The organism is Amycolatopsis sp. FBCC-B4732 (assembly GCF_023008405.1).
GTDB lineage: Bacteria > Actinomycetota > Actinomycetes > Mycobacteriales > Pseudonocardiaceae > Amycolatopsis > Amycolatopsis pretoriensis_A.
Window position 1 is genome coordinate 5,803,324 of record NZ_CP095376.1, and the last position, 22,470, is coordinate 5,825,793.

The 22,470-nt window shown below is 71.7% G+C and carries 26 protein-coding genes and 1 pseudogene; 11 read left to right on the plus strand and 16 right to left on the minus strand.

All coding sequences use genetic code 11. The annotated features are described in order from the left end of the window. Positions 1-41 precede the first annotated feature (41 nt). On the minus strand, positions 42-1,661 hold the full coding sequence (locus MUY14_RS25060) for a hypothetical protein (RefSeq protein WP_247012413.1): 1,620 nt from the start codon (positions 1,659-1,661) through the stop codon (positions 42-44). A 309-nt stretch (positions 1,662-1,970) separates the two neighbouring features. Between MUY14_RS25060 and MUY14_RS25065 the strand changes: the two genes are divergently transcribed. Together MUY14_RS25065 and MUY14_RS25070 are read left to right on the plus strand one after the other, a co-directional pair. Then, complete coding sequence (locus MUY14_RS25065; RefSeq protein ID WP_247012415.1) at positions 1,971-2,471, plus strand: SigE family RNA polymerase sigma factor; 501 nt, start codon at positions 1,971-1,973, stop codon at positions 2,469-2,471. Next, a complete protein-coding gene (locus tag MUY14_RS25070; RefSeq protein WP_247012417.1) occupies positions 2,468-3,439 on the plus strand; it encodes a hypothetical protein in 972 nt (323 codons plus the stop codon). The genes MUY14_RS25065 and MUY14_RS25070 overlap by 4 nt, the downstream gene beginning before the upstream one ends. Here MUY14_RS25070 and MUY14_RS25075 read toward each other — a convergent pair. Further along, positions 3,429-4,367 carry a hypothetical protein gene (locus tag MUY14_RS25075; protein ID WP_247012419.1) on the minus strand — a complete coding sequence of 313 codons (939 nt, stop codon included), beginning with the start codon at positions 4,365-4,367 and terminating at the stop codon, positions 3,429-3,431. The two genes, MUY14_RS25070 and MUY14_RS25075, sit on opposite strands and share 11 nt — an antisense overlap. A 142-nt stretch (positions 4,368-4,509) precedes the next feature. Here MUY14_RS25075 and MUY14_RS25080 point away from each other — a divergent pair, with 142 nt between their 5' ends. Genes MUY14_RS25080 through MUY14_RS25090 form a run of 3 tightly spaced genes read left to right on the plus strand, consistent with a single transcriptional unit; the run spans position 4,510 to position 6,354 of the window. Beyond that, a complete protein-coding gene (locus MUY14_RS25080) occupies positions 4,510-5,223 on the plus strand; it encodes an ABC transporter ATP-binding protein (protein WP_247012421.1) in 714 nt (237 codons plus the stop codon). Further along, positions 5,220-5,954: an ABC transporter permease gene (locus MUY14_RS25085; protein WP_247012423.1), complete on the plus strand. Its 735-nt coding sequence runs from the start codon at positions 5,220-5,222 to the stop codon at positions 5,952-5,954. The genes MUY14_RS25080 and MUY14_RS25085 overlap by 4 nt, the downstream gene beginning before the upstream one ends. A 13-nt stretch (positions 5,955-5,967) precedes the next feature. Continuing rightward, a complete protein-coding gene (locus tag MUY14_RS25090; RefSeq protein ID WP_247012425.1) occupies positions 5,968-6,354 on the plus strand; it encodes a PPOX class F420-dependent oxidoreductase in 387 nt (128 codons plus the stop codon). On the opposite strand, the gene MUY14_RS25095 is transcribed toward MUY14_RS25090, so the two are convergent. The 5 genes from MUY14_RS25095 to MUY14_RS25115 form a co-directional block, all read right to left on the minus strand. Next, positions 6,338-6,814 (minus strand): GNAT family N-acetyltransferase, encoded by a 477-nt coding sequence (locus MUY14_RS25095; RefSeq protein ID WP_247012427.1) that lies wholly within the window; start codon positions 6,812-6,814, stop codon positions 6,338-6,340. The two genes, MUY14_RS25090 and MUY14_RS25095, sit on opposite strands and share 17 nt — an antisense overlap. Before the next feature lie 10 nt (positions 6,815-6,824). Next, positions 6,825-7,451, minus strand: a complete 627-nt coding sequence (locus MUY14_RS25100; protein ID WP_247012429.1) for a TetR/AcrR family transcriptional regulator — start codon at positions 7,449-7,451, stop codon at positions 6,825-6,827. A gap of 196 nt (positions 7,452-7,647) precedes the next feature. Beyond that, complete coding sequence (gene priA / locus MUY14_RS25105) at positions 7,648-8,385, minus strand: bifunctional 1-(5-phosphoribosyl)-5-((5-phosphoribosylamino)methylideneamino)imidazole-4-carboxamide isomerase/phosphoribosylanthranilate isomerase PriA (RefSeq protein WP_247012431.1); 738 nt, start codon at positions 8,383-8,385, stop codon at positions 7,648-7,650. A 36-nt stretch (positions 8,386-8,421) separates the two neighbouring features. Next, positions 8,422-9,039 (minus strand): imidazole glycerol phosphate synthase subunit HisH, encoded by a 618-nt coding sequence (gene hisH / locus MUY14_RS25110; RefSeq protein WP_247025234.1) that lies wholly within the window; start codon positions 9,037-9,039, stop codon positions 8,422-8,424. A 32-nt stretch (positions 9,040-9,071) separates the two neighbouring features. Continuing rightward, positions 9,072-9,926 (minus strand): hypothetical protein, encoded by an 855-nt coding sequence (locus MUY14_RS25115; RefSeq protein ID WP_247012433.1) that lies wholly within the window; start codon positions 9,924-9,926, stop codon positions 9,072-9,074. 171 nt (positions 9,927-10,097) lie between these two features. On the opposite strand from MUY14_RS25115, the gene MUY14_RS25120 reads away from it, so the two are divergent. From MUY14_RS25120 to MUY14_RS25130, 3 genes are read left to right on the plus strand one after another with little or no spacing between them, the layout of a single operon-like run. Next, a complete protein-coding gene (locus tag MUY14_RS25120; RefSeq protein ID WP_247012435.1) occupies positions 10,098-10,274 on the plus strand; it encodes a hypothetical protein in 177 nt (58 codons plus the stop codon). A gap of 48 nt (positions 10,275-10,322) precedes the next feature. After that, entirely contained in the window at positions 10,323-11,495 is a 1,173-nt protein-coding gene (locus MUY14_RS25125; protein WP_247012437.1) for an acyl-CoA dehydrogenase family protein, read from the plus strand. A 38-nt stretch (positions 11,496-11,533) separates the two neighbouring features. Continuing rightward, positions 11,534-12,082 carry an NIPSNAP family protein gene (locus tag MUY14_RS25130; protein ID WP_247012439.1) on the plus strand — a complete coding sequence of 183 codons (549 nt, stop codon included), beginning with the start codon at positions 11,534-11,536 and terminating at the stop codon, positions 12,080-12,082. Here MUY14_RS25130 and MUY14_RS25135 read toward each other — a convergent pair. The 3 genes from MUY14_RS25135 to MUY14_RS25145 are packed head-to-tail and all read right to left on the minus strand — an operon-like array spanning position 12,068 to position 14,107. Next, the gene (locus tag MUY14_RS25135; protein WP_247012441.1) at positions 12,068-12,496 is read right to left on the minus strand and encodes an NUDIX hydrolase; all 429 of its coding nucleotides are present in this window, start codon (positions 12,494-12,496) and stop codon (positions 12,068-12,070) included. The genes MUY14_RS25130 and MUY14_RS25135 overlap by 15 nt on opposite strands. A 21-nt stretch (positions 12,497-12,517) precedes the next feature. Then, positions 12,518-13,411, minus strand: a complete 894-nt coding sequence (locus MUY14_RS25140) for a transketolase family protein (RefSeq protein WP_247012443.1) — start codon at positions 13,409-13,411, stop codon at positions 12,518-12,520. 3 nt (positions 13,412-13,414) lie between these two features. Beyond that, positions 13,415-14,107 carry a thiamine pyrophosphate-dependent enzyme gene (locus tag MUY14_RS25145; protein WP_247012445.1) on the minus strand — a complete coding sequence of 231 codons (693 nt, stop codon included), beginning with the start codon at positions 14,105-14,107 and terminating at the stop codon, positions 13,415-13,417. A gap of 52 nt (positions 14,108-14,159) precedes the next feature. Between MUY14_RS25145 and soxR the strand changes: the two genes are divergently transcribed. Both soxR and MUY14_RS25155 read left to right on the plus strand, forming a co-directional pair. Then, positions 14,160-14,621: a redox-sensitive transcriptional activator SoxR gene (gene soxR, locus MUY14_RS25150; RefSeq protein WP_247012447.1), complete on the plus strand. Its 462-nt coding sequence runs from the start codon at positions 14,160-14,162 to the stop codon at positions 14,619-14,621. 32 nt (positions 14,622-14,653) lie between these two features. Next, positions 14,654-15,202, plus strand: coding sequence for an RNA 2'-phosphotransferase (locus MUY14_RS25155; RefSeq protein ID WP_247012449.1), 549 nt, complete (start codon positions 14,654-14,656; stop codon positions 15,200-15,202). A gap of 400 nt (positions 15,203-15,602) precedes the next feature. Here MUY14_RS25155 and MUY14_RS25160 read toward each other — a convergent pair whose 3' ends face one another. Continuing rightward, entirely contained in the window at positions 15,603-16,196 is a 594-nt protein-coding gene (locus tag MUY14_RS25160) for a TetR/AcrR family transcriptional regulator (RefSeq protein ID WP_247012451.1), read from the minus strand. Positions 16,197-16,402: 206 nt separating this feature from the next. On the opposite strand from MUY14_RS25160, the gene MUY14_RS25165 reads away from it, so the two are divergent. Beyond that, complete coding sequence (locus MUY14_RS25165) at positions 16,403-18,589, plus strand: MMPL family transporter (protein WP_247012453.1); 2,187 nt, start codon at positions 16,403-16,405, stop codon at positions 18,587-18,589. Between the two features lie 164 nt (positions 18,590-18,753). Here the strand turns inward: MUY14_RS25165 and MUY14_RS47360 are convergent. The 5 genes and pseudogenes from MUY14_RS47360 to hisD all read right to left on the minus strand — a co-directional run. Further along, positions 18,754-19,017, minus strand: a pseudogene (locus tag MUY14_RS47360) (hypothetical protein); the annotation flags it as partial. Between the two features lie 194 nt (positions 19,018-19,211). After that, positions 19,212-19,370: a hypothetical protein gene (locus tag MUY14_RS25170; protein WP_247012455.1), complete on the minus strand. Its 159-nt coding sequence runs from the start codon at positions 19,368-19,370 to the stop codon at positions 19,212-19,214. Further along, positions 19,367-19,966, minus strand: a complete 600-nt coding sequence (hisB, locus tag MUY14_RS25175) for an imidazoleglycerol-phosphate dehydratase HisB (RefSeq protein ID WP_247012457.1) — start codon at positions 19,964-19,966, stop codon at positions 19,367-19,369. Before hisB ends, MUY14_RS25170 begins: the two co-directional genes overlap by 4 nt. Next, entirely contained in the window at positions 19,963-21,063 is a 1,101-nt protein-coding gene (locus MUY14_RS25180) for a histidinol-phosphate transaminase (protein ID WP_247012459.1), read from the minus strand. Before MUY14_RS25180 ends, hisB begins: the two co-directional genes overlap by 4 nt. After that, positions 21,060-22,388 (minus strand): histidinol dehydrogenase, encoded by a 1,329-nt coding sequence (gene hisD / locus MUY14_RS25185; RefSeq protein ID WP_247012461.1) that lies wholly within the window; start codon positions 22,386-22,388, stop codon positions 21,060-21,062. The genes MUY14_RS25180 and hisD overlap by 4 nt, the downstream gene beginning before the upstream one ends. Positions 22,389-22,470 lie beyond the last annotated feature (82 nt).

Genomic DNA, 22,470 nt, shown 5'->3' on the forward strand with positions numbered 1-22,470 from the left:
GTCCCGGCGGCCCCGGGCGGGGTGGGCCGCCGGGATCCCGCTCACCAGAAGAAGATCCGGGGCAGGCTCACCCGGGGCGGTATCCGCGGTACCCGCGCGATCTCCGGGGGTACCGCGAACCGGTCCGGCAGGGTGAACCGGTCCGGCAGGGTGAACCGGTCCGGCGAGGTGTGGCTGAACCTCCCCGGGTCGTACGAGTACGGCAGCCGGTAGTACTCCGGTGGCAGCAGGCGCAGGGGCTGAAGCTCCGGCAGCGTCAGGCGCAGCCGGCCCGACGGGTCGAGCGCCGGAGGTGGCGTCCGGGCCTGGATCACCTCCGTCACCTTCCGCCCCAGCTGGTCCGGGGCCGCCCGCAAGGTCGAAACCGACGCCTGGAACGCCCGCGCCGCTTCCTCGGCGCGGGGTGCCGCGGCCGCCACCGGCCGGCTCACGTCGGTGTGGTCGACCAGCGCCGTCGTCTCGCTCTCGACCGCCGCCGCGAAGTCGCGCGGGCTGCGCAGCGCGATCTCGGCCAGGCGGTCGTAGAGCGGGGACAGCTTGTCCTGCAAGGTCTTGTCGGCCGCCTCGGCGAAGGCCTGCACCAGCGGCTCCAGGATCGGGATCGCCTCGGTGATCGGCTTCGTCACCGCCACGATCCGCTCGGTCGCGACCTTTTCGACCTGCAGGGTCACCTTCTTGCGGCTGTCCGCGACCAGGTCGATCCCCGGTTCGACCGGCCCGGCGCCGACGACCGCCCCGGCCGCCGCCACCTGCTCGGGCGTGATGCCGGGTGGCGCCTCCCGTGACCGCGCGCCGTCGACCCGAGCCTCGGGTGCGAGCGCCTCGACCTGCTTCCCGCGCTGCGTCTCGGCGCCGATCGCCTCGTCCACCGCCGGCAGCTCCACGCCGTACCCCGCCTTGGCGAACTCCGCGCTGCCCCGCGCGGCCTCGACCAGGCCCGGCAGTTCCGTGCGCCGGACGGCGAGCGCGTCCCGGTACACCTTGGGCAAGGACGCTTCGACCTTGCCGTACAGCTTCCCCGCCACCCGCTGGGTCAGGTCCGCCTCGATCTTCCGCGTCACGTCGGCGTAGCCCTGCTGGGCGACCTTGAACTTCACCTGCAGGTCGGTGGCCGGCACGCCGAGCTGCATGCCGAACAGCGACAGCGCCGCCAGCGTGGCGAACCCGGCGGCCGCGGGACCGCTGTACTTCGTGTAGAAGTCCGCGGCCCGGCCGAGCCCGGCCGCGGTGTGCCCCCGCCAGCCGTCCGAGCGCCGCGCCAGCAGCAGGCACGTCATCAGGTAGACGCCGATCAGCGCCGCGAACACCGAGAACTCGCTCAGCTTCAGGTTCTCGGAGAAGAACCGCGACACCGATTCGAAGAACCGTTGCAGGGAAATGAGCCAGCCGGTGCTCGACGTGTCCGCGAACCACTGCAGGTACGCCGACAGCCCCAGGTACGCCGTCGCGGCCACCCCGACCGGCACGAGGTATAGCACCCCGAACGCCGCCAGGTGGTACCGCAACCCCGAACCCTCGTCCGCGAACCGCCGCGTGTACCGGCGAAGACCCGCGACGAGCGCCCAGACCGCGCCCGCGAACACCGCGAACGGGCCGATCGCGAAGGCGGCCACGAGCACCGCCACGGCGGCTCCGCCGGCCGCCACCTTCCCCCTCGTCATCGCCCCTCCTCCAGGGTCGGCTTTCCTCCCGCTTCAAGGAAAGCACGCACCACCGACAGGTTTTGCCGAACGCGGGGACCGCCCCGGATCGGACCAGCGGAACCGGGAACGCACCGGAGCCGCCGGTCGCCCGGACCGGTGAACGCCGGCCCCGCCGCCACCACCCGCCGCCCGAAAGCCGGAGCCAAGTGTGACCGCGACCACATCGCACTGGGCCGAACCGGTGAACTCGGCCGGGAAAATACTTTTCGCCCGCGTGCATCAACCCGGCCCGCTCGCGCGTCCAAGGGAGGAACGGAAGGGACGAGCGTGGACTTCGAAGAGTTCGTGGCGGAGCGGCTGGACGGCCTGCTCCGCTACGCCACCGTCCTGACGAACGACCCGCACCTGGCGCAGGACATCGTGCAAGACGTGCTGCTGCGCGCCCAGCAGCGGTGGGACGGCATCGACGCCCCGCCGTCCTACGTGCGGCGGATGATCACCAACGAGTACCTCTCGTGGCGACGGCGGGCGGTGCGGCGGATGGTGCCGAGCAGCCACGACGTCCTCGACGCGCTCGGCCCGCCCGAAGCCGACCCGGCCACCGCCTACGACGAGCGGGACGCGATGCTCGGCCTGCTCGCCACGCTGCCCCGCAAGCAGCGCGCGGCGATCGTGCTGCGGTACTACGAGAACTACTCCGACGCCGAGATCGCCGCGGTCCTGCGGTGCGGCGCGTCGACCGTGCGCAGCCAGATCTCCCGCGCGCTGGCCACCCTGCGCCAGGCCCCGAACCACCGCGCGGTACTCACCACCGGAGCTGGAGAATGACCCGCAGCGAGCACGACACCGAGACGCTGATCCGGGACAGCCTGGACCACCTCGCCGCCCGCGCCCCGGACGGCCGGGCGGTGCGCGAAGCGCTGGCCCGCGACGGGCGCAAGCGGCAGCCGGCGACGAAACTGGCCCTGGTCGCCGCGGCGGTGGTCGTGCTGGTCGCCGGGGTCTTCGTGGGCACGCGCGCGGTCACCGCCCCGGACGTCGTCCCGGCCGCCGGCGTCCCGGTGCTCGGCTACAGCCCGGAGTGGCTGCCGGACGGCTTCACCGAGCAGTACCGCGAAGGCGGCCCGGGCATCACCCCGCAGGTCCGGCGGTGGTCCGCCGGTCCCGCGGCGATCACGCTGTCGGCGTACTCCACCGCCGACCCCGAGTGGTCGCAGGTCGCGCTGCGGATCGCGTCGGTCCGCGACCAGGTCCTGGTGCACGGCCGGGTCGCCATGGTCACCGGCGACACCGAGACCGCCGCGCTGCTCACCTGGCTCGCCGACGACGACCACGTCCTGACCGCGCGGGTCGACGGGGTCCCGGACGCCCGCGCGGTGGCCCAGCGGATCGCCGACGAGGTCACCGCCCGGCCGGTCGGCGTCCGCGGCGAGCTGCGCTTCGGCGAGCTCCCGGCGGGACTGATCGAGCGGTCCGCCGCGGTCAAGGGCAGCGCCCCGGCCGACGGGAGCACCGAGCTGACCGCCGCCGACCCGGCGCGGCCGTCGGTGGCCGCCGTCCGCGTCACGGCGAGCGCGGGCTCCCCCGGCGTGCACGGCGCCGCACCGGTGACCGTCCGCGGCGGCCAGGGGTTCTTCGTGGCCGGCCGGGAAGCGGTGGTCGCGGTGCGGCTGCCGTCCGGGCGCTGGCTGACGGTGTCGGGCGCGCGGCCGGAGGCGGAGCTGGTCGCCGTGGCGGACGGCGTCCGGCTCGACCCCGCACCCGACTACCGCTGGCTCGGGCGTCCTACCAGCTGATCATCGGGAACCAGATGATCCCGAGCCTGCCGAGCACGCGAACGTCCCAGTACAGCAGCGTGAACGTGCCACCGACGAGCAGCGCGGCCCCGGTCACCGTGGCGATCCGGGCCGGCTTCGCGGCCAGCCAGCGCTGCAGGCGCCCGCCGGTGGCGTAGGTCAGGATCAGGAACAGCACGGCCATGATCACGATGTTGCCGAGCGACTGCAGGGCGAACGCGGCGGCGCCGTAGAAGACGTTGTGCTGCTCGGCGGCGCTGCGGAACATGATCCGGAACAGCGGGTAGGGCCGCCCGATGAGGAACCCGCCGATGAGCGCGCCCATCAGGACGTGCGGGGCCGCCGGGTGCCGCCGGGTGAACGCGGCGAAGGGGTTGCGGAGGATGCCGAGCGCGATCAGGCCCAGCAGCAGGAAGATCAGGCCGACGACGCCGAACGCGATCATGGACTGGATGCTGCGGGGGCTCAGCCCGCTCGTCTGCGCGGTGGAGAACTGCGGCATGCCGGTGCCGACGAGGGCGACGACCACGCCGTAGGCGATCGAGACGGTGAGCATGCCCGCGGCGATCCAGCCGAGCGGCTTGAACGGGCTGCGCCGCTCGCCCGCCTGGCCGCCGACCAGCGGCGCGACCGCCCCGAACGCGGCGATGTTGCAGGCGGTGAACGAGCCGGCGAGACCGGAGACGAACGCGAACAGCGTCCCCGCGAGGGCCCCGCTGATCGGCGTCGCTTTCGCGTCGTAGCCGAGGAGCCCGTTGGCGACGCTGTCCCCGATCACGGAGTCGACGAACGGCGCCGACCAGATGGCCGTCAGCGCGAAGCCGGCCAGGATCGCGACGAGGGCGATCGCGGCGCGGCGCACGGGATACGGTCCCTCGCCGAAGAACCCCGCCTGCGGGTGGACCGGTAGTTCCTGCTTGACGGCCATCGACATTCCCTCCAGTGGGCGCACCCCCGACCGATGAATCGTCGCAAACCAAGCCCTTGAAGCGCTTCTGCCGTCATGCCCCATCACGTTGCGCCGCCTGCACCCTTGACTCCGGAAACTCACCGGGCGCAGAATTAAACACATGACTAATTCTGCGCTCGCGGTCACCGGGCTCCGGGTCCGGCGCGGCGGCAGGCCCGTGGTGCGGGACGTGAGCTTCGAGGTGCCGCGCGGGTCGGTCACCGGGCTGCTAGGCCCGAGCGGCTGCGGCAAGACCACGCTGATGCGCGCGATCGTCGGCGTCCAGATCGTCGAGGGCGGCTCGGTCACCGTGCTCGGCCTGCCCGCCGGCAGCCCGCCGCTGCGGCGGCGGATCGGTTACGCGACGCAGAACCCCGCTATCTACGCCGATCTCACCGTCCGCGAAGCGCTCAAGTACTTCGCCGCGGTGCTGCGCGCGCCGGTGTCCGATGTGGACCGTGTCATCGCCGAAGTCGGGCTGGCCGACCACGCCGGGAAGCTGGTCGGCTCGCTGTCGGGCGGCCAGCACAACCGCGCGAACCTCGCCGTCGCGCTGCTCGGCGCACCGGAGCTGCTGGTGCTCGACGAGCCGACCGTCGGGCTCGACCCGGTGCTGCGCGACGAGCTGTGGACGCTCTTCCGACGGCTCGCCGACGGCGGCGCGACGCTGCTGGTGTCCAGCCACGTCATGGACGAAGCGGCTCGCTGCGACCGCCTCCTGCTCATGCGCGAAGGCGTCCTCCTGGCCGACGACGCGCCCCTCGCGCTGCGGGAACGCACCGGCGCCGCCGACCTCGAAGGCGCGTTCCTGAACCTCGTGCGGGCCGCGTCGTGAACCCCGCGCTGACGCTGGCCACCACCCGGCGCATCCTGACCCAGCTGCGGCACGACCCGCGCACCGTGGTGATGCTGGTCCTGGTGCCGACGCTGCTCATGGTGCTGCTGCGGTACGTGTTCGACTCGACGGCCGTCTTCAGCCGCGTCGCGCCCGCGCTGCTCGGGGTGTTCCCGTTCCTGATCATGTTCCTGATCGCGTCGATCACGACGTTGCGGGAACGGACCTCGGCCACCCTCGAACGCCTGATGACGCTCCCCATCGGCCGGCTCGACCTGCTCTTCGGCTACGCGCTGGCGTTCGGCGCGATCGCCGTCGTGCAGGTCTCGCTCGCGGCCGGGGTTTCGCTGTGGTGGCTCGGCCTCGACCTGGCCGGTTCCGTGGGGATGCTGCTGCTGATCGCGGTCCTCGACGCGCTGCTCGGCATGGCGCTCGGGCTGTTCGTGAGCGCGTTCGCCCGCACGGAGTTCCAGGCGATCCAGTTCATGCCGGTGTTCGTGCTGCCGCAGATCCTGCTGTGCGGCCTGTTCGTCCCGCGCGAAGACATGGGCTGGCTGCTGCGGTGGCTCTCCGAAGTGATGCCGCTGTCGTACGCGGTCGAAGCGCTGACGCGCGTCACGACGGCCGGCACGGTCGACGCGGTGATCCTGCGCAACCTCGTGGTCGTCGCCTGCTGCGCGCTGCTCGCCCTGGTCCTCGGCGCGGCGACGCTGCGGCGCCGGACGCCGTGACTACCGTGGGCGCATGGCCTCCGAAACCGACCGCCTCGCGGCCGAGCGCTATGTCGTCCTCACCACGTTCCGCCGCGACGGGCGAGCGGTGCCGACCCCGATCTGGGTGGCGGGCGACGCCGGCGAGCTCGTGCTGTGGTCGGAACGGAAGGCGGGCAAGGTCAAGCGCATCCGCAACAGCGGCCGGGTCGAGGTCCAGGCCTGCGACCTGCGCGGGCAGAAGACGCACGGCGCCGTCGCCACCGGTCAGGCCCGGCTGCTGGACCTGGACGGGACCGAGCGGGTGCGCAAGGCGATCGCGCGCAAGTACGGCCTCGTCGGGCGCGTCACGATGTTCTTCTCCAAGCTGCGCGGCCCGGCCGACCGGACGGTCGGGATCGCGGTCAAGCTGGACGGCTGAAGCCCCGGAAGCCGCGCCGCAGGTAGTTCGGCAGCGCGTTCGGGTGGTCGAGCGTCGAGGTGTGCAGCCATACCCGGCGCGCACCGGGCACGGTCCAGGCGTCGGCGACGACGAGGGTGAGCGCGTACCCGCCGAGCCCTTTGCCGACGAACTCCGGCAGCAGCCCGAACGTGGTGATCTCGACGTCGTCCCGGCCCTGCGGCTCGAAATCGGCGACGCCGGCGACCTCGCCGCGGTACTCGATCAGCCGGTACCGCCGCCCGGGTTCGGCGAGCCACCGCGCCCAGCCGTCGTCCGAACGGGACGCACTGGGCCACTGGTACGGCGTGCCGACGCGGACGTGCAGCTCGCGGATCAGCGGCCCGGGCCCGGCGGCCCGCAGCGTGACACCGTCGACGGCCGGAGCCGGGTTGAGCTGGTCGGCGGCGGTCATTTCGAGCTGCGTGACGATCTCCTCCACCCGCGGCAACCTACGGGGCCGAGCCGGTGCTGTCAGCCGCTTTTCGGCCCACCACGGCGGCCGGCTGCCCGGCCAGCAAGCGGTCCACCAGGGCCTCGACAAGGTGGTGGCGTTGTTCGCCGGTGAAGAGATCGGGCAGCGTCAGGCGTTCCATGATCAGCCAGTTCAGCGCGAGCCACAGGAGGACGACTGTCGTGCCGTCGCCGGGCAGCCCGGTTTTCGTGTGGTAGCCGACGTTGAAGTCGACGTCTTCCCGGATGCGGCGGGTGAGCACGTCCCGCAGCTCGGGTCGGCGCGTGGCTTCCAGGCGCAGTTCCAGGAGCGCGAGAAAACCGGTGGGGAAGGCGGCAACGCGGTCCACGAGCGCGTGCATCAGCTCGGCGACGCGGGCCCGGTCCTTCGGCCCGGCCAGCCCGTCGGCGATGACGGCTTCGTCGACGAGCCGCTCGTAGACGCGTTCCCCGGCGCGCTTGAGGATCTCGTCACGGCCGGCGAAGTAGTTGGAGGTCGTGCCGACGGGGACGCCGGCTTGCTGGTCCACGGCACGGAAGGTGAGGCCACGCGCGCCTTCGGCGGCCAAGACCTCGATGGCGGCGTCGAGCAGTGCCGCCCGCCGTTCGGGGTTGCGTCGGACCATGGCGTTGACACCACTCCAGTTGCGGTATCGGGGTAGCGAACCACTTCAGGCAAAGTACTACAGCTGAGGTAGTTCCGGTCTGGCGAAGTCGGCGCGCGGATCGCCTGCTCGACCAGATCAGTGTTCGCACGACTGCCAGGGCGGCGTCGTGCAGCACCCCGACCCGCGCCGTCCAGCAGGCGGTTCGTCGTGGCGGCTAGACCTCCGCGACCGCGGCGAGCGCCGCCGGCAGCGTGAACGCGCCCGCGTACAACGCCTTCCCCACGATCGACCCCTCGACCCCGTCCGAAGCCAGCCCGGCCAGCGCGACCAGATCGGCCACACTCGACACCCCACCGGAAGCGATCACCGGCGCATCCGTGCGCGCCACGACGTCCCGCAGCAGCTCGAGGTTCGGGCCGCGCAGCGTGCCGTCCTTACTGACGTCGGTCACCACGTAGCGGGACGCGCCGTCGCGGTCGAGGCGCTCCAGGACCTCCCACAGGTCGCCGCCGTCCGAGGTCCAGCCGCGGGCCGAGAGGCGGTGGCCGGCGTCGGTGATGCGGACGTCGAGGCCGATCGCGACGCGGTCGCCGTACTCGCCGATCACGCGCGCGGTCCACTGCGGGTCCTCGAGCGCGGCGGTGCCGAGGTTGACGCGGCGGGCGCCGGTGGCCAGCGCGGCCTTCAGCGACGCGTCGTCGCGGATGCCGCCGGAGAGCTCCACCTGGACGTCGAGCTTGCCGACGACCTCGGCGAGCAGCTCGCGGTTGCTGCCCTTGCCGAAGGCGGCGTCGAGGTCGACGAGGTGGATCCACTCGGCGCCGTCGCGCTGCCAGGCGAGCGCCGCCTCCAGCGGACTGCCGTAGGAGGTCTCGGTGCCGGCCTCGCCCTGGACGAGTCGCACGGCCTGGCCATCGGCCACATCAACGGCGGGAAGCAGCGTGAAAGTCACGCCGCTAACTCTAGGGCGGAGACCCCGGTCACCCGGTCAGAGGGTCGCGAGCCAGTTCGTCAGCAGCCGCGCGCCCGCGTCGCCGGACTTCTCCGGGTGGAACTGCGTGGCCCACAGCGGCCCGTTCTCGACCGCCGCGACGAAGTCGTCACCGTGGTTCGCCCAGGTGACCTTGGGTTCCTGGCCGGGCAGGCCGTCGAGCTCCCACTTGCGGGCGGCGTAGGAGTGCACGAAGTAGAACCGCTCGTCCGGGTCGAGGCCGGCGAACAGCTGCGAGTCCGCGGGCGCGCGCACCGTGTTCCAGCCCATGTGCGGCAGGACGTCGGCGTTGAGCCGGTCGACGACACCCGGCCACTCCCCCGTGCCCTCGGTCTCCTCGCCGTGCTCGACGCCGCGCGAAAAGAGGATCTGCATGCCGACGCAGATGCCGAGCACGGGACGGCCGCCGGCGAGGCGCTTGCCGATGATCCGCTCGCCCTTGACCTCCAGCAGCCCGGCCATGCACGCCGAGTACGCGCCGACGCCGGGCACGACCAGGCCGTCGGCCTCGATCGCGGCATGCGAGTCGGCGGTGACCTCGACTTCGGCCCCGGCGCGCGCCACAGCGCGTTCGGCGGAGCGGAGGTTGCCGGAACCGTAGTCGAGGATCACCACACGAGACACGCCACCCAGCGTAGCCGGAGGGCTCAGCGGCGCTCGAAGGAATAGACGTCCGTCACGGTGTTGCACGGCGACGGCGGCACGACCTCGACGCGCAGCACGCCGGCGTCGTAGTCCACGCCCTCCGGGGTGAACGTGCCGGTGCAGGTGCTGACCAGCGGAACCTGCCGGATTTCCCGCACCTTCGCCGTGACGTCGTGGCCGTTCAGGGGCCGCGGCAGGTCGATCTGCAGGAGCTGCAGGTTCGTCGGGTACAGGTCGTTGTACGGGTCGCTGGTGGCGCAGATCAGCCGCGTCGGGCTGACGAAGTCGCAGCCCTGGGCGCTGCGGATGTGGTGGTCGAGGTGGATGCGGGCGGCGATCGGGAGGTCGCCGGCGGTTTTCGGGCCACGCGGGTTGAGGAACGGCGTCGGCGAGACGTAGAGGCGGTCGATCTCGCCGAGCGGGCCCGAGACCAGCCACTGACCGTCCGAGGTGGCCGCGACCTGGGCGTTCGCGTTGGCCGCGGGCTCGTCGGGGGCGAGCGGGTGGACGAACTCCGTCGTGCTGCCGTCGGGCTTGGTGACCAGGTACATCTTCTTGGCCGGCGCCGGGGTGACGGTGTCCTGGTAGACGTCGAAGACGTAGCCGCGCAGCGAGTCCGGGTCGCCGACGTGGCCCCAGCCCTCGTCCTTCAGCGGCTGCGGGATGGTGGCGCCGTTGCGGTAGACGACCTCGGGCGCGTGGCCGGGCAGGCGCAGCGTGGTGAGACCCTCGCCGCTGACGCGGTTCTCGGCGGTCGTGTGCCCCACCTGGCGCCAGCCGGCTTCGTGGGCGGCGGCGACGCCCGTTGCCACGAGCAGGGCCGCGGTGGTGAGGGTGAGCAGACTGGCCGCGCGCATGGGCGCTCCTCGGGAGTAGAGGCCTTGGCGGCGGCGACGCGATTCTGCCATGGCGGGGTGACCGGCCGGAAGAAATCCGGGCGAGGACGTTTCACCGTCCCGCCGACTGGGTATCACCCAACCCGATCGTGTGGCTTCCGCCCCGCACGACCGGACGCCAGGGAGGCGAAGATGGCCGAGGACGACGTGCTGTCGCAGATGCTGAACGCCTGGCGCGACGACATCGACAGCGTGCCATTCCCGCAGTTCAGCGAGCTGCTCATCCCCCGGCAGCAGACCCGCCCGCGCCGCTCGCCGTCCGCGTCTGCTGTCCGCGTGACGAACGCCACGCGGAGGACAGACGCCTGACTGTGGTTTCCTGCGAAGGCCGCATTGACGCGTCCCCCGGGAGCCCTCATGAGCCGCACCCCTGATCCGCACGATTTTCTCGACCTCGACGCCGGGCTCGCCGAAGAGGAACGCGCCATTCGCGACGCCGTGCGCGCGTACGCGAAGGACAACCTGCTCGACCACATCGCCGATTGGTACGAAACGGGCGCGCTCCCGGCGGCCGAACTGGCCAAGGGCTTCGGATCGCTGGGCCTGCTCGGCATGCACCTGGAGGGCTACGGCTGCGCCGGGACCAGCGCGGTCGCGTACGGCATCGCGTGCCGCGAGCTCGAAGCCGTCGACTCCGGGCTGCGCAGCTTCGTGTCGGTGCAGGGCTCGCTGGCGATGTACGCGATCCACAAGTGGGGCAGCGAAGAGCACCGGCAGGAGTGGCTGCCGCGGATGGCCACCGGCGACGCGCTGGGCTGCTTCGGGCTGACCGAGCCGGACGCGGGCAGCGACCCGGGCTCGATGCGGACGCGCGCGGTGCGCGACGGCTCCGACTGGGTGCTGTCGGGTACGAAGATGTGGATCACCAACGGGACCGTCGCCGACGTCGCGGTCGTCTGGGCGCAGACCGACGACGGCGTCCGCGGCTTCGTCGTCCCGACGTCGACGCCGGGCTTCACCGCGAACGAGGTCAAGCACAAGCTGTCGCTGCGGGCGTCGCTGACCGCGGAACTGGTGCTGGACGGCGTGCGGCTGCCCGGCTCGGCGGCGTTCCCCGAGGTCCGCGGGCTGCGCGGGCCGCTGTCCTGCCTGAACGAAGCCCGCTACGGCATCCTCTTCGGCGTCGTCGGCGCGGCGCGGGCGTGCTACGAAGCCGCGCTGGAGTACACGCTTTCGCGCTCGCAGTTCGGCAAGCCGCTGGCCGGGTTCCAGCTGACCCAGCGCAAGCTCGCCGACCTGCTCGTCGAGGTGAACCGCACCGGGCTGGTGGCGCTGCAGATCGGGCGGCTCAAGGACGCCGGGACGCTGCACCACAACCACGTCAGCTTCGGAAAGATGGCGAACGTCCGGTCGGCTCTGGACGCGGCGCGCACGGCCCGCTCGATGCTCGGTGCCAACGGGATTTCGCTGGAGTACCCGGTGATGCGGCACATGGCGAACCTCGAGACGGTGCTGACGTACGAAGGCACCGAGGAGATGCACGCGCTGTCACTCGGTCAGGCGATCACGGGGCTCGCGGCCTTCCGCTGACCGGTTTTTTGTCGGTGGTGGCCGCTAGCTTCGGCGGCATGACCTTCACCGACTTTGAAACCGTCATCGAGCTCCGCCGCTACACCCTGCACCCGGGGCGGCGCGACGAGCTCATCGAGCTGTTCGAGCGCGAGTTCGTCGAGCCCCAGGAGGCGGCGGGCGCGCACCTGTTCGGCATGTTCCGCGAACGCGCGTCGCCGGACAAGTTCGTGTGGCTGCGCGGGTTCCCCTCCATGGCGGCGCGCAAAGCTGCGCTGGAGGAGTTCTACTTCGGCCCGGTGTGGAAGGAGCACCGGGAGGCGGCGAACGCGACGATGATCGACTCCGACGACGTCCTGCTGCTGCGGCCGGTCCGGCGCGGGCTTTCCGCTCCCCCACCGGGTTCCGGCCTGCACGTCGCGATCTCTCCGCCGGCTTCGCCACCGGATTCCGCGTTCGCGGCGTTCGAGACCGAGCCGTCGGAGAACACCTTTCCGCAGTTGCCGGTCCGCGCGGACGGCCCGTTTTCGGTGTGGTTCAGCCGGACGCCGCTCGGTGCCGGCGTGGAGCTGGGGCTGGAGGCGACTTCGCGGTCACTGATCCGCTGAGAGGAGTTCGAGGAGCCCCATCGGGTAGAGGATCTTGCGGCCGTCACGGAAGTCCGCGAGGTCGACCCAGCGCGCGGTGGCGGGGTCGTCGAGGATCTTCATCTCTTCGCGTTCGTAGAAGGCGGGGTCGGTGAACTCGGCGGCGTAGAGGAAGGCGATCTCGTGGCCGGGTCTGCCCTGCCAGGTGAAGATGTTCTCGAGCACGCCGACCCGCTTGCCGACGAGGAGCTCAGCGCCGAGCTCCTCGACGAACTCCCGGCGAAGGGCGTCCTTGCCGCTTTCGCCGAACTCGATTCCGCCCCCGAGCGGCCGGCAGTACGTCTCGCCTTTGACGTCGTCGCGTCCTTCGAACACGAGCAGCGCGTCGCCGCGCCACACCAGCCCGAGCGCGAGCGGCCTGATCCGGAACCCCATGGGGCCACGCTAGCGGCCCCGCTACCCCTGGAGGAAATCTTTGATCGACAACGCCAGTGAGCCCGCGTCGAGGCCGTGGGCCAGGTCGTGGTCCGCGATGCCGCCGTAGGTCCGGACTTCGGTGTCCCGGCGGACACCGAGCGACCGCAACCGGTGCGGCACGTCGGAAAGAGCTTCCGCGACCCAGTGCGCGGACGTCCCGGCCAGGTACGGCTCGACCAGGACCACGTCCGGTGCGGCGGCCAGCGCGGCGGCACGCAGGCCCGCGGCGTCGAACGGGCGGATCGTCGAGGCGTAGAGCACCGTGACGTCGAGGCCCGCCGTCGCGCGCAGGATGCGGTCCAGCACCGGGCCGACGGCCACCACGACGCCGCGTGCGCCCTCGCGCAGGCGCGTGAAGCCGACGCCGAGGTGCGGCGACGCGTTCTCCTGGGCCGAAAGGCGCAGGTAGATCCGGCCGTCACCGGGGATCGACTCGAGCAGCAGCCGGCGTGCCTCGTCCGGGTGGCCCGGTACGTGCACGGTCCAGCCCGGGAGCGAGTCGATGAGCGCGACGTCGCCCGGGGACTGGTGCGTGCGCCCTTCCGCGGCCATGTCGTAGGAGGCGCCGTAGGACACGAGGACGCCACCGGCCTCCTGGTGGGAGAAGTCGAGCTTGATCTGCTCGAACGCGCGCTCCACCAGGAACGACGGGAACGTGTGCACGATCGGCCGCAGCCCGGCGAGCGCCAGCCCGGCGCCCGCGCTGACCAGCAGCTGCTCGCGGATCCCGACGTTGATCACCCGGTCCGGGTGGCGCCGTGCGGCGCCCGCGAGCTGTGCGGCCGAGATGTCGGCGAGCACGACGGCGACGTCCGGGTCCGCGTCGAGGATCTCTTCGGTGGTGCTCAAAAACGCTTCGCGCATCGACGACATGGGTCAGCCCTTCGGTTCGACGACGGCGACCACCGCGAGCGGGCGGCCGGGGTGGGCGGTGGTGAAGGCGTCGTACAGCGCGTCGTGGTCGCGGCCGGACACCTCACGGGTCTCCCAGCCTTCGACGGCGAAGCGCCGGGCGATCCCGTCCGGCCAGCCGCGTGAGGAGGACTGGTTGTCGATCACCACCGTGGTCAGGTTTTCCAGGCCGGCGCGCGCCGCGACGACGATCGCCTCGTGGTTCGAGCCTTCGTCGAGCTCGGCGTCGCCGACGAGCGTCACGACCTTCGACGCCGTCAGGCCGCGGGCCCGCAGGCCGAGCGCGGTGCCGAACGCGATCGGCAGGCCGTGGCCGAGGGATCCGCTGGAGATCTCGACACCGGGCACCCGCCGCCGGTCGGGGTGGTGGCCGAGCCGGGAGACGGGGTCGGACCAGGTCGGAAGCTCCGCCTCGGCGATGAAGCCCTTCGCGGTGAGCACGGCGTAGTACGCCATCGGGCCGTGTCCTTTGGACAGCAGGAAGCGGTCGCGGCCGGGCTCGCGGAAGTTTTCGGGCGTGACGTCGAGGACGCGGTCGTAGAGCACCCACAGTACGTCCACAGTGGACTCCGCGGCGGCGCTGTGCTTGTCGTCCCCGGTCATCAGCGAGATCAGCCGTGACAGGTCGGCGTAACCCGGTTCGGTCGCAGTGGTCATGACCCGACGATGCAACCTCGACTAAACTCGAAGTCAAGGATAGCCTGAGCAGGTGACGAGGCTCGCTGAACATCTCAGCATCGGACAGGTGGCGGAACGCAGCGGGGTGCCGCACACGGCACTGCGGTTCTACGAGGAGAAGGGGCTGATCAGCTCGGAGCGGTCGGCGGGTAACCAGCGCCGCTATCCGCGCTCGGTGCTGCGCCGGATCGCGTTCATCCGCGCCGCGCAACGGGTCGGGCTGTCCCTGGAGGACATCAGCGCGGCACTGGCGTCCCTGCCCGAAGACCACGCGCCGACGAAGGCCGACTGGGCGCGCTTGTCGCGCGACTGGCAGCACGAACTCGACGCGCGGATCGACGCCCTGCAACGCCTCCGCGACCGCCTGACGGGCTGCGTCGGCTGCGGCTGCCTGTCCCTGCGCAGCTGCGCGCTCTACAACAACGACGACGAGCTGTCCCGCCACGGCCCAGGCGCAAGCAAACTCCGCCCAGCGATCGAGGGCGGCATTTAACCGCTTGCCCCCGGCGGGATCCTGGAAAGGAAATGAACGAAAAGCACCGAACCCGCATCTCGAAGCGACTCGCCCGCCACCTCCGCCACGACCCGGCAGCCCTCGGCCTCACCCTCTCCCCGGACGGCTGGGTGAGCGTCGAGACCCTTCTCGACGCCTTGCGCACAAACGGTTTCGCGGTCACCCGTGCCCAACTCGACGAGGTCGTCGAGACGAACAACAAGCGCCGCTTCGCCTTCGACGAAACAGGCACCCGCATCCGCGCGAGCCAGGGCCACAGCATCACGGTGGACCTGGGCCTGCCCAACGCAACCCCGCCACCGGTCCTGTACCACGGAACGGTGTCGAAGTTCCTGGACGCAATCTTCCACGAGGGCCTCCGCCCGATGAACCGCCACGCGGTCCACCTGTCCACAACGACGGACACGGCCCGCACAGTGGCGGCCCGCCACGGAAAGCCGGTAATCCTCCGGGTGGACGCGGCCACCATGGCGAACGCGGGCCACAAGTTCCAGGTAAGCGCCAACGGAGTCTGGCTCACGGCAGCGGTCCCACCGCAACACCTCACCCGCCTCGACTGAGCACGAGCCGACCGACCGCAAGTCGCCCACCCGCGCGCCGGCCGCACGCAAGTCGGCCGCCTGCGGGCAAGCCGCCCGGCCAGACGCAAGCCGCTGCCCCGTGCACCGGCCACATACAAGTCAGCCGCCGCCGCGCGGACCGCCGCCCCACAGATCGGCTGCCGCCGCACGAGCCGCCGCCTCCACCCAAGTGGACCGTCACCGCGCGAGCAGCCGGCCGCACACAAGTCGCCGCCCCGCGTACCGGTCACCGCCCAGACGCAAGTGCCCACCGCACCAGTCACCGGCCACAGGCAAGTCCCCCACCTCGCGTCCGGCCAGCCAGACACAAGTCGCCGCCCTCGCGCCGGCCGTTGCCCCACGCGAGTCGGCCGCCCAGGCGCGCAAACCTTCGCTCAGCTCAAAGAGCCGGCACCGCACCCGCTGTCCGGCGGCGCGGGCGCCCCAGCAACCTCCGGCCCACGTCCAGCAGCTCCGTGCGCAGCTCGTCGTCGCCCATGCGGGCCAGATCCGGGGACCCGCCCGCCATCGCGATGCCCGTCAGCGTCACCATCGCGTTCACCCGCGCCGTCGCGTCCGGGTCCGGGCCCGCCAAAATGCCCAGCAGGGCCTGGCCGAAGCCCTCCATCCCGCCGTGGGCGGACTTCTCGATCGCGCGGATCAGGCCCGGGTCGCTCGAAAACAGCGCCACCAGCGCCCGGTGGCGGATCACCAGGTCGATGAACCCCTCCAGCAGCAAGTCCACCTGCGCGCCCCGGCGTTTCTGGGCCGCCGCTCGCAGCACCAGCTCGTCCAGGTCTCGCACGCCCGGCTCGGCCACCGCCTCGGTGATCTCCGCCTTCGTCTTGAAGTGGTAGTAGACCGCGGCCTTCGTGATCCCCAGCGCGTCGGCGATCATCTGCAGCGACGTGCCCTCGACCCCGTGTTCGCTGAACAAGCGCAGCGCGGTCTGCAGCAGTCGGGTCCGGGTGTCCTCGGCCGGGCCGGCGGTCATTCTTCCTCCTCAGCGAGCCGTCGGAGCCTACGTCACTCCCTGTCGATCGGCAAACTCGCTTACTAGCCGATCGGCTGGGATAAACCTTGCTGTTCGACAAGTCACATACTTGCCGATCGACTTGGAAGCACCCTTGCCGATCGGCTAGCTTGGGGAGAGACCTGATGGAGTGAACCGAGCCCGTCCGGGCGAAACGGAGCTGACTCGTGGCGACCTTTCTGTACCGGCTCGGCCGGTTGTCCTTCCGACGGCGAGCGCTGGTCGCCGCCGTCTGGGCGGCCGTCCTCGTGGCGCTCGGGCTGGGTGCCCTGACGCTTTCGGGCCAGCTTTCGAACTCGGTGACGATCCCCGGCACCGAGTCGCAGCGGGCGATCGACCAGCTGACCGAGAAGTTTCCGCAGGCCAACGCCGGGGGCGCCACCGCGCGCGTCGTGATCGAGGCTCCGGCCGGGGCCACGGTGACCGACGCGAAGGGCAAGGCCGCCGTCGAGTCGCTCGTCACGCAGCTGAAGACGGCCCCGAAGGTCGCCGCCGTCGTGGACCCGTTCCAGGTGCAGTCGATCTCACCCGATCAGCGCGTCGCCTTGGCCCAGGTCAGTTACGGAGCGAAAGCGTACGAGCTGACCGAAGAGGACCGCCAGGCGCTGCAAGCCCCCGCGGACGCCGCCCGTGCCGCCGGGTTCACCGTCGAGTTCGGCGGGGACGCCGTGCAGGGCATCCCCGAGACCGGCGCCACCGAAGGCCTCGGTGTCGCGGTCGCCGCCGTCGTGCTGATCATCACCTTCGGCTCGCTCGTCGCGGCCGGCATCCCGCTGCTCACCGCGCTGATCGGCGTCGGCACCGGGATGGGCGGAATCTTCCTCGCGTCCGGCTTCCTCGAGCTGAACTCGAACACGCCGATCCTCGCGCTGATGATCGGGCTGGCCGTCGGCATCGACTACGCGCTGTTCATCGTCTCGCGCTACCGGCACGAACTGGGTCTCGGGCGAGAACCCGAGGAAGCCGCCGGGCGCGCGGTCGGCACCGCCGGCTCGGCCGTCGTGTTCGCCGGGCTCACCGTCATCATCGCGCTGGCCGGCCTGACCGTCGTCGGGATCCCGTTCCTCGGCCAGATGGGCGTCGCCGCCGCGGTGACCGTCGCGGTCTCCGTGCTCATCGCGCTGACGCTGCTGCCCGCGGTGCTCGGGTTCGCCGGCGCCCGCGTCGCCGGCAACCGCATCCGGCTGCGCCGCAAGGCGGTCGAACCGACGCACGGTGAGCGCTGGGCGCGGTTCGTGGCCCGCCACCGGATCCCGGTGCTGCTCGTCGCGCTGGCCGGGATGGCCGTCGTCGCGCTGCCCGCGCTGAGCATGCAGCTCGGCCTGCCCAACGACAGCACCGCCGCGCCCGAGTCGACGCAGAAGAAGGCGTACGACATCGCGAGCCGCAGCTTCGGCGAGGGCTCCAACGGCCCGCTGCTGGTCGTCGTCGACACCGGGGCGAGCACCAACCGCCAGGCCGCGCTCGGCCAGGCCGCCGCCGACATCCAGAAGCTGCCCGACGTCGCCGCCGTGACGCCGCCGCGCGTCAACCAGACCGGCGACACCGCGCTGCTGACGGTGATCCCGAAGAGCGGCCCGAGCAGCACGCAGACCGAGGATCTGGTCGCCGCCATCCGCGCCGAATCGGGCGTCCTGGAGAACGCGACCGGCGCGAAGCTCGCGGTCACCGGCCAGACCGCGGCGAACATCGACGTCTCGGAGAAGCTGTCGGACGCGATGCTGCCGTACCTCGCGCTGATCGTCGGCCTGGCGTTCGTGCTGCTGATGCTGGTGTTCCGCTCGGTCGTGGTGCCGCTGAAGGCGACGATCGGCTTCCTCGGCTCGGTCGCGGCGACGTTCGGCGCGGTGGTCGCGGTGTTCCAATGGGGCTGGCTGACCGATCTGCTCGGCGTCGCGTCGACCGGCCCGATCATGAGCATGCTGCCGATCCTGCTGATCGGCGTCCTGTTCGGGCTCGCGATGGACTACCAGGTGTTCCTGGTGACGCGGATGCGCGAGGAGCACGTCCACGGCGCGGAACCGCAGGAGGCCATGGTGACCGGCTTCCGCCACGGTGCGCGGGTGGTCGTCGCGGCCGCGCTGATCATGATCAGCGTGTTCGCCGGCTTCATCCTGGCCGAGTCGTCACTGATCCAGTCGATCGGCTTCGCGCTGGCGTTCGGCGTGCTGGTGGACGCGTTCGTGGTCCGCATGACCCTGGTCCCGGCGGTGATGTCCCTGCTCGGCCGCGGCGCGTGGTGGCTGCCGAAGTGGCTCGACCGCATCCTGCCGGACGTCGACGTCGAGGGCGAGAAGCTCACCAAGCACCTGGACGAGCCGGAAGAGCGCGAACTGGTCGGCGCGAGCCGCTGAACCACCGGTTGTCCACAACCCCGCGGGGTTGTGGACAACCGGGCTTCGGCCACGGGGGTTGTCGGCCACCGCCGATAGACTGGACGTGGGACGCCCCCCCCAGGGAGGGCGGGGGCCGGCCACCCGGGCCTGCACATACAACGCCTGGTAGATCGTCTCGTGGGTCACGTGCCACTCCGACCGGTCGGGATGGTCCCGTCGCAGCCGAGCGCCAAGCTGCTGGAGGCTACGCCGCTGATCCAGCCCATCCGGAACGACCGCCCGCAACCCCGGATCTGCGGCCAGCTTGCTCGTCTCCGGTCGCGGTCGGCGGCCACCTCGTGCGCCTGGTAGCTGCCCTCCGGTTGCCCGTCACGCTCCGGCTCCCGGCTGATCGTCGAGGCCGGACGCCCCAGCTCGACCGCGATGGCCCGCACCGACACCCCGGACCGGCGGACCCGATCCGCTCATACAGGCTCAGAGATCGAGACGAGATCGCCAGCGGCGCGGTGGCGTCTTTCGCCGCGGTCCGCCAGAAACTGGCCGAAGCGGCCCGACCAGAGTCGCGTCGGCGGGACTGGTCGGAGGTTCTCCGTGCCCAACGCCGTGGACCAGTCCCGTTCCGGCCTCAAGCGTGCCTGGCCTAGCTGGACAACCAGAAGATCGCGCCGCCCACAGCCAGCAGGGCTGCGATGCCCAGCACCACCGCGATGAACTTCGCCGTCTTCCACGTCGAATACACGCCGCCCACCAGGAAACCACCGAGGGCGAGCAAAAGGACGCCGACGACGCTGCTGTTCACAAAACGCCCTTCGTGGAGGGGATGCCGCCCGCGCGGGGGTCCGGCTCGGTGGCCGTGCGCAGGGCTCGGGCCACCGCCTTGTACTCCGCCTCCGCGATGTGGTGCGGGTCGCGGCCGTGGATCACCCGCACGTGCAACGCGATCTGCGCGTGGAACGCCAGCGAGTCGAACACGTGCCGCGTCAGCACGAACGGGTAGTTGCCGCCGATCGTGAACGTGTTGAACTGCTCCGGCTCACCGACGTGCACGGAGTACGGGCGGCCCGAGACGTCGATCGCCGCGTGGGCCAGGGTTTCGTCCATCGGGATCCACGCGTCGCCGAAGCGGCGGATGCCGCTCTTGTCGCCCAGGGCCTGGCGGATCGCCTGGCCGAGGACGATTGCCGTGTCCTCCACCGTGTGGTGGGCGTCGATGTGGACGTCGCCGGTCGCCTCGACCTTGAGGTCCAGGGAGCCGTGGACGCCGAACGCCGTCAGCATGTGGTCGTAGAACGGCACGCCGGTCGAAATGTCGACCTCGCCCGTGCCGTCGAGGTCCAGCTGCACGAAGATCGAGGACTCCTTGGTGGTCCGCTCGACCTTGCCGATGCGCGTCATCGGGAAACTTCCTTACTCGCCTCGAGGAAGGCGTCGTTCTCTTCCGGGGTGCCGATGCTCACGCGCAGGTGCCCCTCGATGCCGGGGTCGCGGATCAGCACGCCCGCGTCCAGGTAGGCCCGCCACGCGGCGCCCGGGTCGGGAAAGTGTCCGAAGAGGACGAAGTTCGCGTCGCTCGGGACCGGCTCGAAACCCAGGCCCGCCAGCGCTTCCACGACGCGGTCGCGTTCCGCGGACAGCTTGTGCACGCTGCCCAGCGTGGCGTCGGCGTGGCGCAGTGCCGCGCGCGCCGCCGCCTGCGTCAGCCGCGAGAGGTGGTACGGCAGGCGCACCAGCTGCAGCGCGTCGACGACGGCGGGCGCGGCGGCCAGGTAACCCAGGCGGCCGCCGGCGAAGGCGAACGCCTTGCTCATCGTGCGCGACACGATGAGCTGGGCCGGGTAGTCGCCCAGCAGCTCCACCGCGCTCGCCCGCGAGGAGAACTCCGCGTACGCCTCGTCGACGACCACGATGCCGGTCGCCGCCTCGATCACCACGCGCAGCTCGCCCTTCGGGATCGAGCCGCCGGTCGGGTTGTTCGGGCTGGTGACGAACACGATGTCCGGCCGCCGCTCGCGGATGAGCCGCGCGGCCGCCGCCGTGTCCAGCGTGAAGTCGGGGCGGCGCGGGGCCGGGACCCACTCGGTGCGGGTGCCCGAGGCGATGATCGGGTGCATCGAGTACGACGGTTCGAAGCCGAGCGCGGTGCGCCCGGGACCGCCGAAGGCCTGCAGGATCTGCTGCAGCACCTCGTTGGACCCGTTGGCGGCCCAGACGTTCGCCTCCGACAGCACGACCCGCGTCGACACGCTCAGGTAGTCGGCCAGGTCCTGGCGCAGCGCCAGCGCGTCGCGGTCCGGGTAGCGGTGCAGCTCGGCCGCCTCCGCGCGGACCGCCGCCACGACGTCCGCGACCAGCTCGGGCGGCGGCGGGTACGGGTTTTCGTTGGTGTTGAGCCGGACCGGGACGTCCAGCTGCGGCGCGCCGTACGGGGACTTGCCGCGCAGGTCCTCGCGCAGCGGCAGCGCGGCCAGGGTGATCTCGTCGCCGAGCGTCATCGGGCCTCCTCCCCCGCGAACCGGGCGGTGACGGCTTCGCCGTGCGCGGGCAGGTCCTCGGCGTTCGCCAGCGCGACGACGCGGCCGGCGACCTCGCGCAGCGCGTCCTCGGAGTAGTCCACGACGTGGATGCCCTTGAGGAAGCTCTGCACCGACAGGCCCGAGGAGTGGCGGGCGAACCCGCCGGTGGGCAGCACGTGGTTGGACCCGGCGCAGTAGTCGCCGAGCGAAACCGGGGCGTACGCGCCGACGAAGATCGCGCCCGCGTTGCGGACCCGGGCCGCGACCGCGCGCGCGTCCGCCGTCTGGATTTCCAGGTGCTCGGCGGCGTAGGCGTCGACGACCCGCAGGCCGTCGTCCACAGTGGACACGAGGATGACGCCGGACTGCTTGCCGCCCAGCGCTTCGGCGACCCGCTCGCTGTGCTTGGTGGCGGCGACGCGGCTGGCCAGGTCCTTGTCGACGGCGTCGGCCAGCTCGGCCGACGTCGTCACCAGGACGCTCGCCGCGAGGGGGTCGTGCTCGGCCTGGCTGACCAGGTCGGCGGCGACGTGCACCGGGTCGGCCGTCTCGTCGGCGAGGATGGCGATCTCGGTCGGCCCGGCCTCGGCGTCGATGCCGATCAGGCCGCGCAGCAGCCGCTTCGCCGCGGTCAGGTAGATGTTGCCCGGCCCGGTGACGGTGTCGACCGGGGCGAGCTCGGCGCCGTCGGTGTCCGTGCCGCCGTACGCCATCAGCGCCACGGCCTGCGCGCCGCCCGCCGCCCACACCTCGTCGACGCCGAGCAGCTCGGCCGCGGCGAGGATGGTCGGGTGCGGGAGGCCGTCGAACGCGGCCTGCGGCGGCGAGCACACGACCAGGGAGCCGACGCCCGCGATCTGCGCCGGGACGACGTTCATCACCACGGTGGACGGGTACACGGCCAGGCCGCCCGGGGCGTACAGCCCGACGCGCTCGACCGGCACCCACTTCTCGGTGACCGTGCCGCCCTCGACGACGGTGGTCGTGACGTCGGTGCGGCGCTGCTCGGCGTGCACCTTGCGGGCGCGGGTGATCGACTCCTCCAGCGCCGCGCGCACGGCCGGGTCCAGCTCGGCCAGCGCCCGCGTCAAGCGCTCGCGCGGCACCCGCACGGACGCGGGGCGCACGCCGTCGAACCTCTCGGTGTACTCGAGGACGGCTTCGACACCGCGGTCGCGGACCGCCTCGACCACCGGGCGCACGTGGTGCAGCGCCGCGTCCACGTCGTATTCGGCGCGTGGGAGCGTCGCGCGCAGTTCGGCGGCGGTCGGGACCTGCCCGCGCAGGTCGGTGCGGTTCAACATGCCCTCCAGGGTACGAGGTCACACTGGAGCACTCGTCGGCGATACTCCCCGGTGACGGCGGATCCCAGCATGCAGGAGGCAG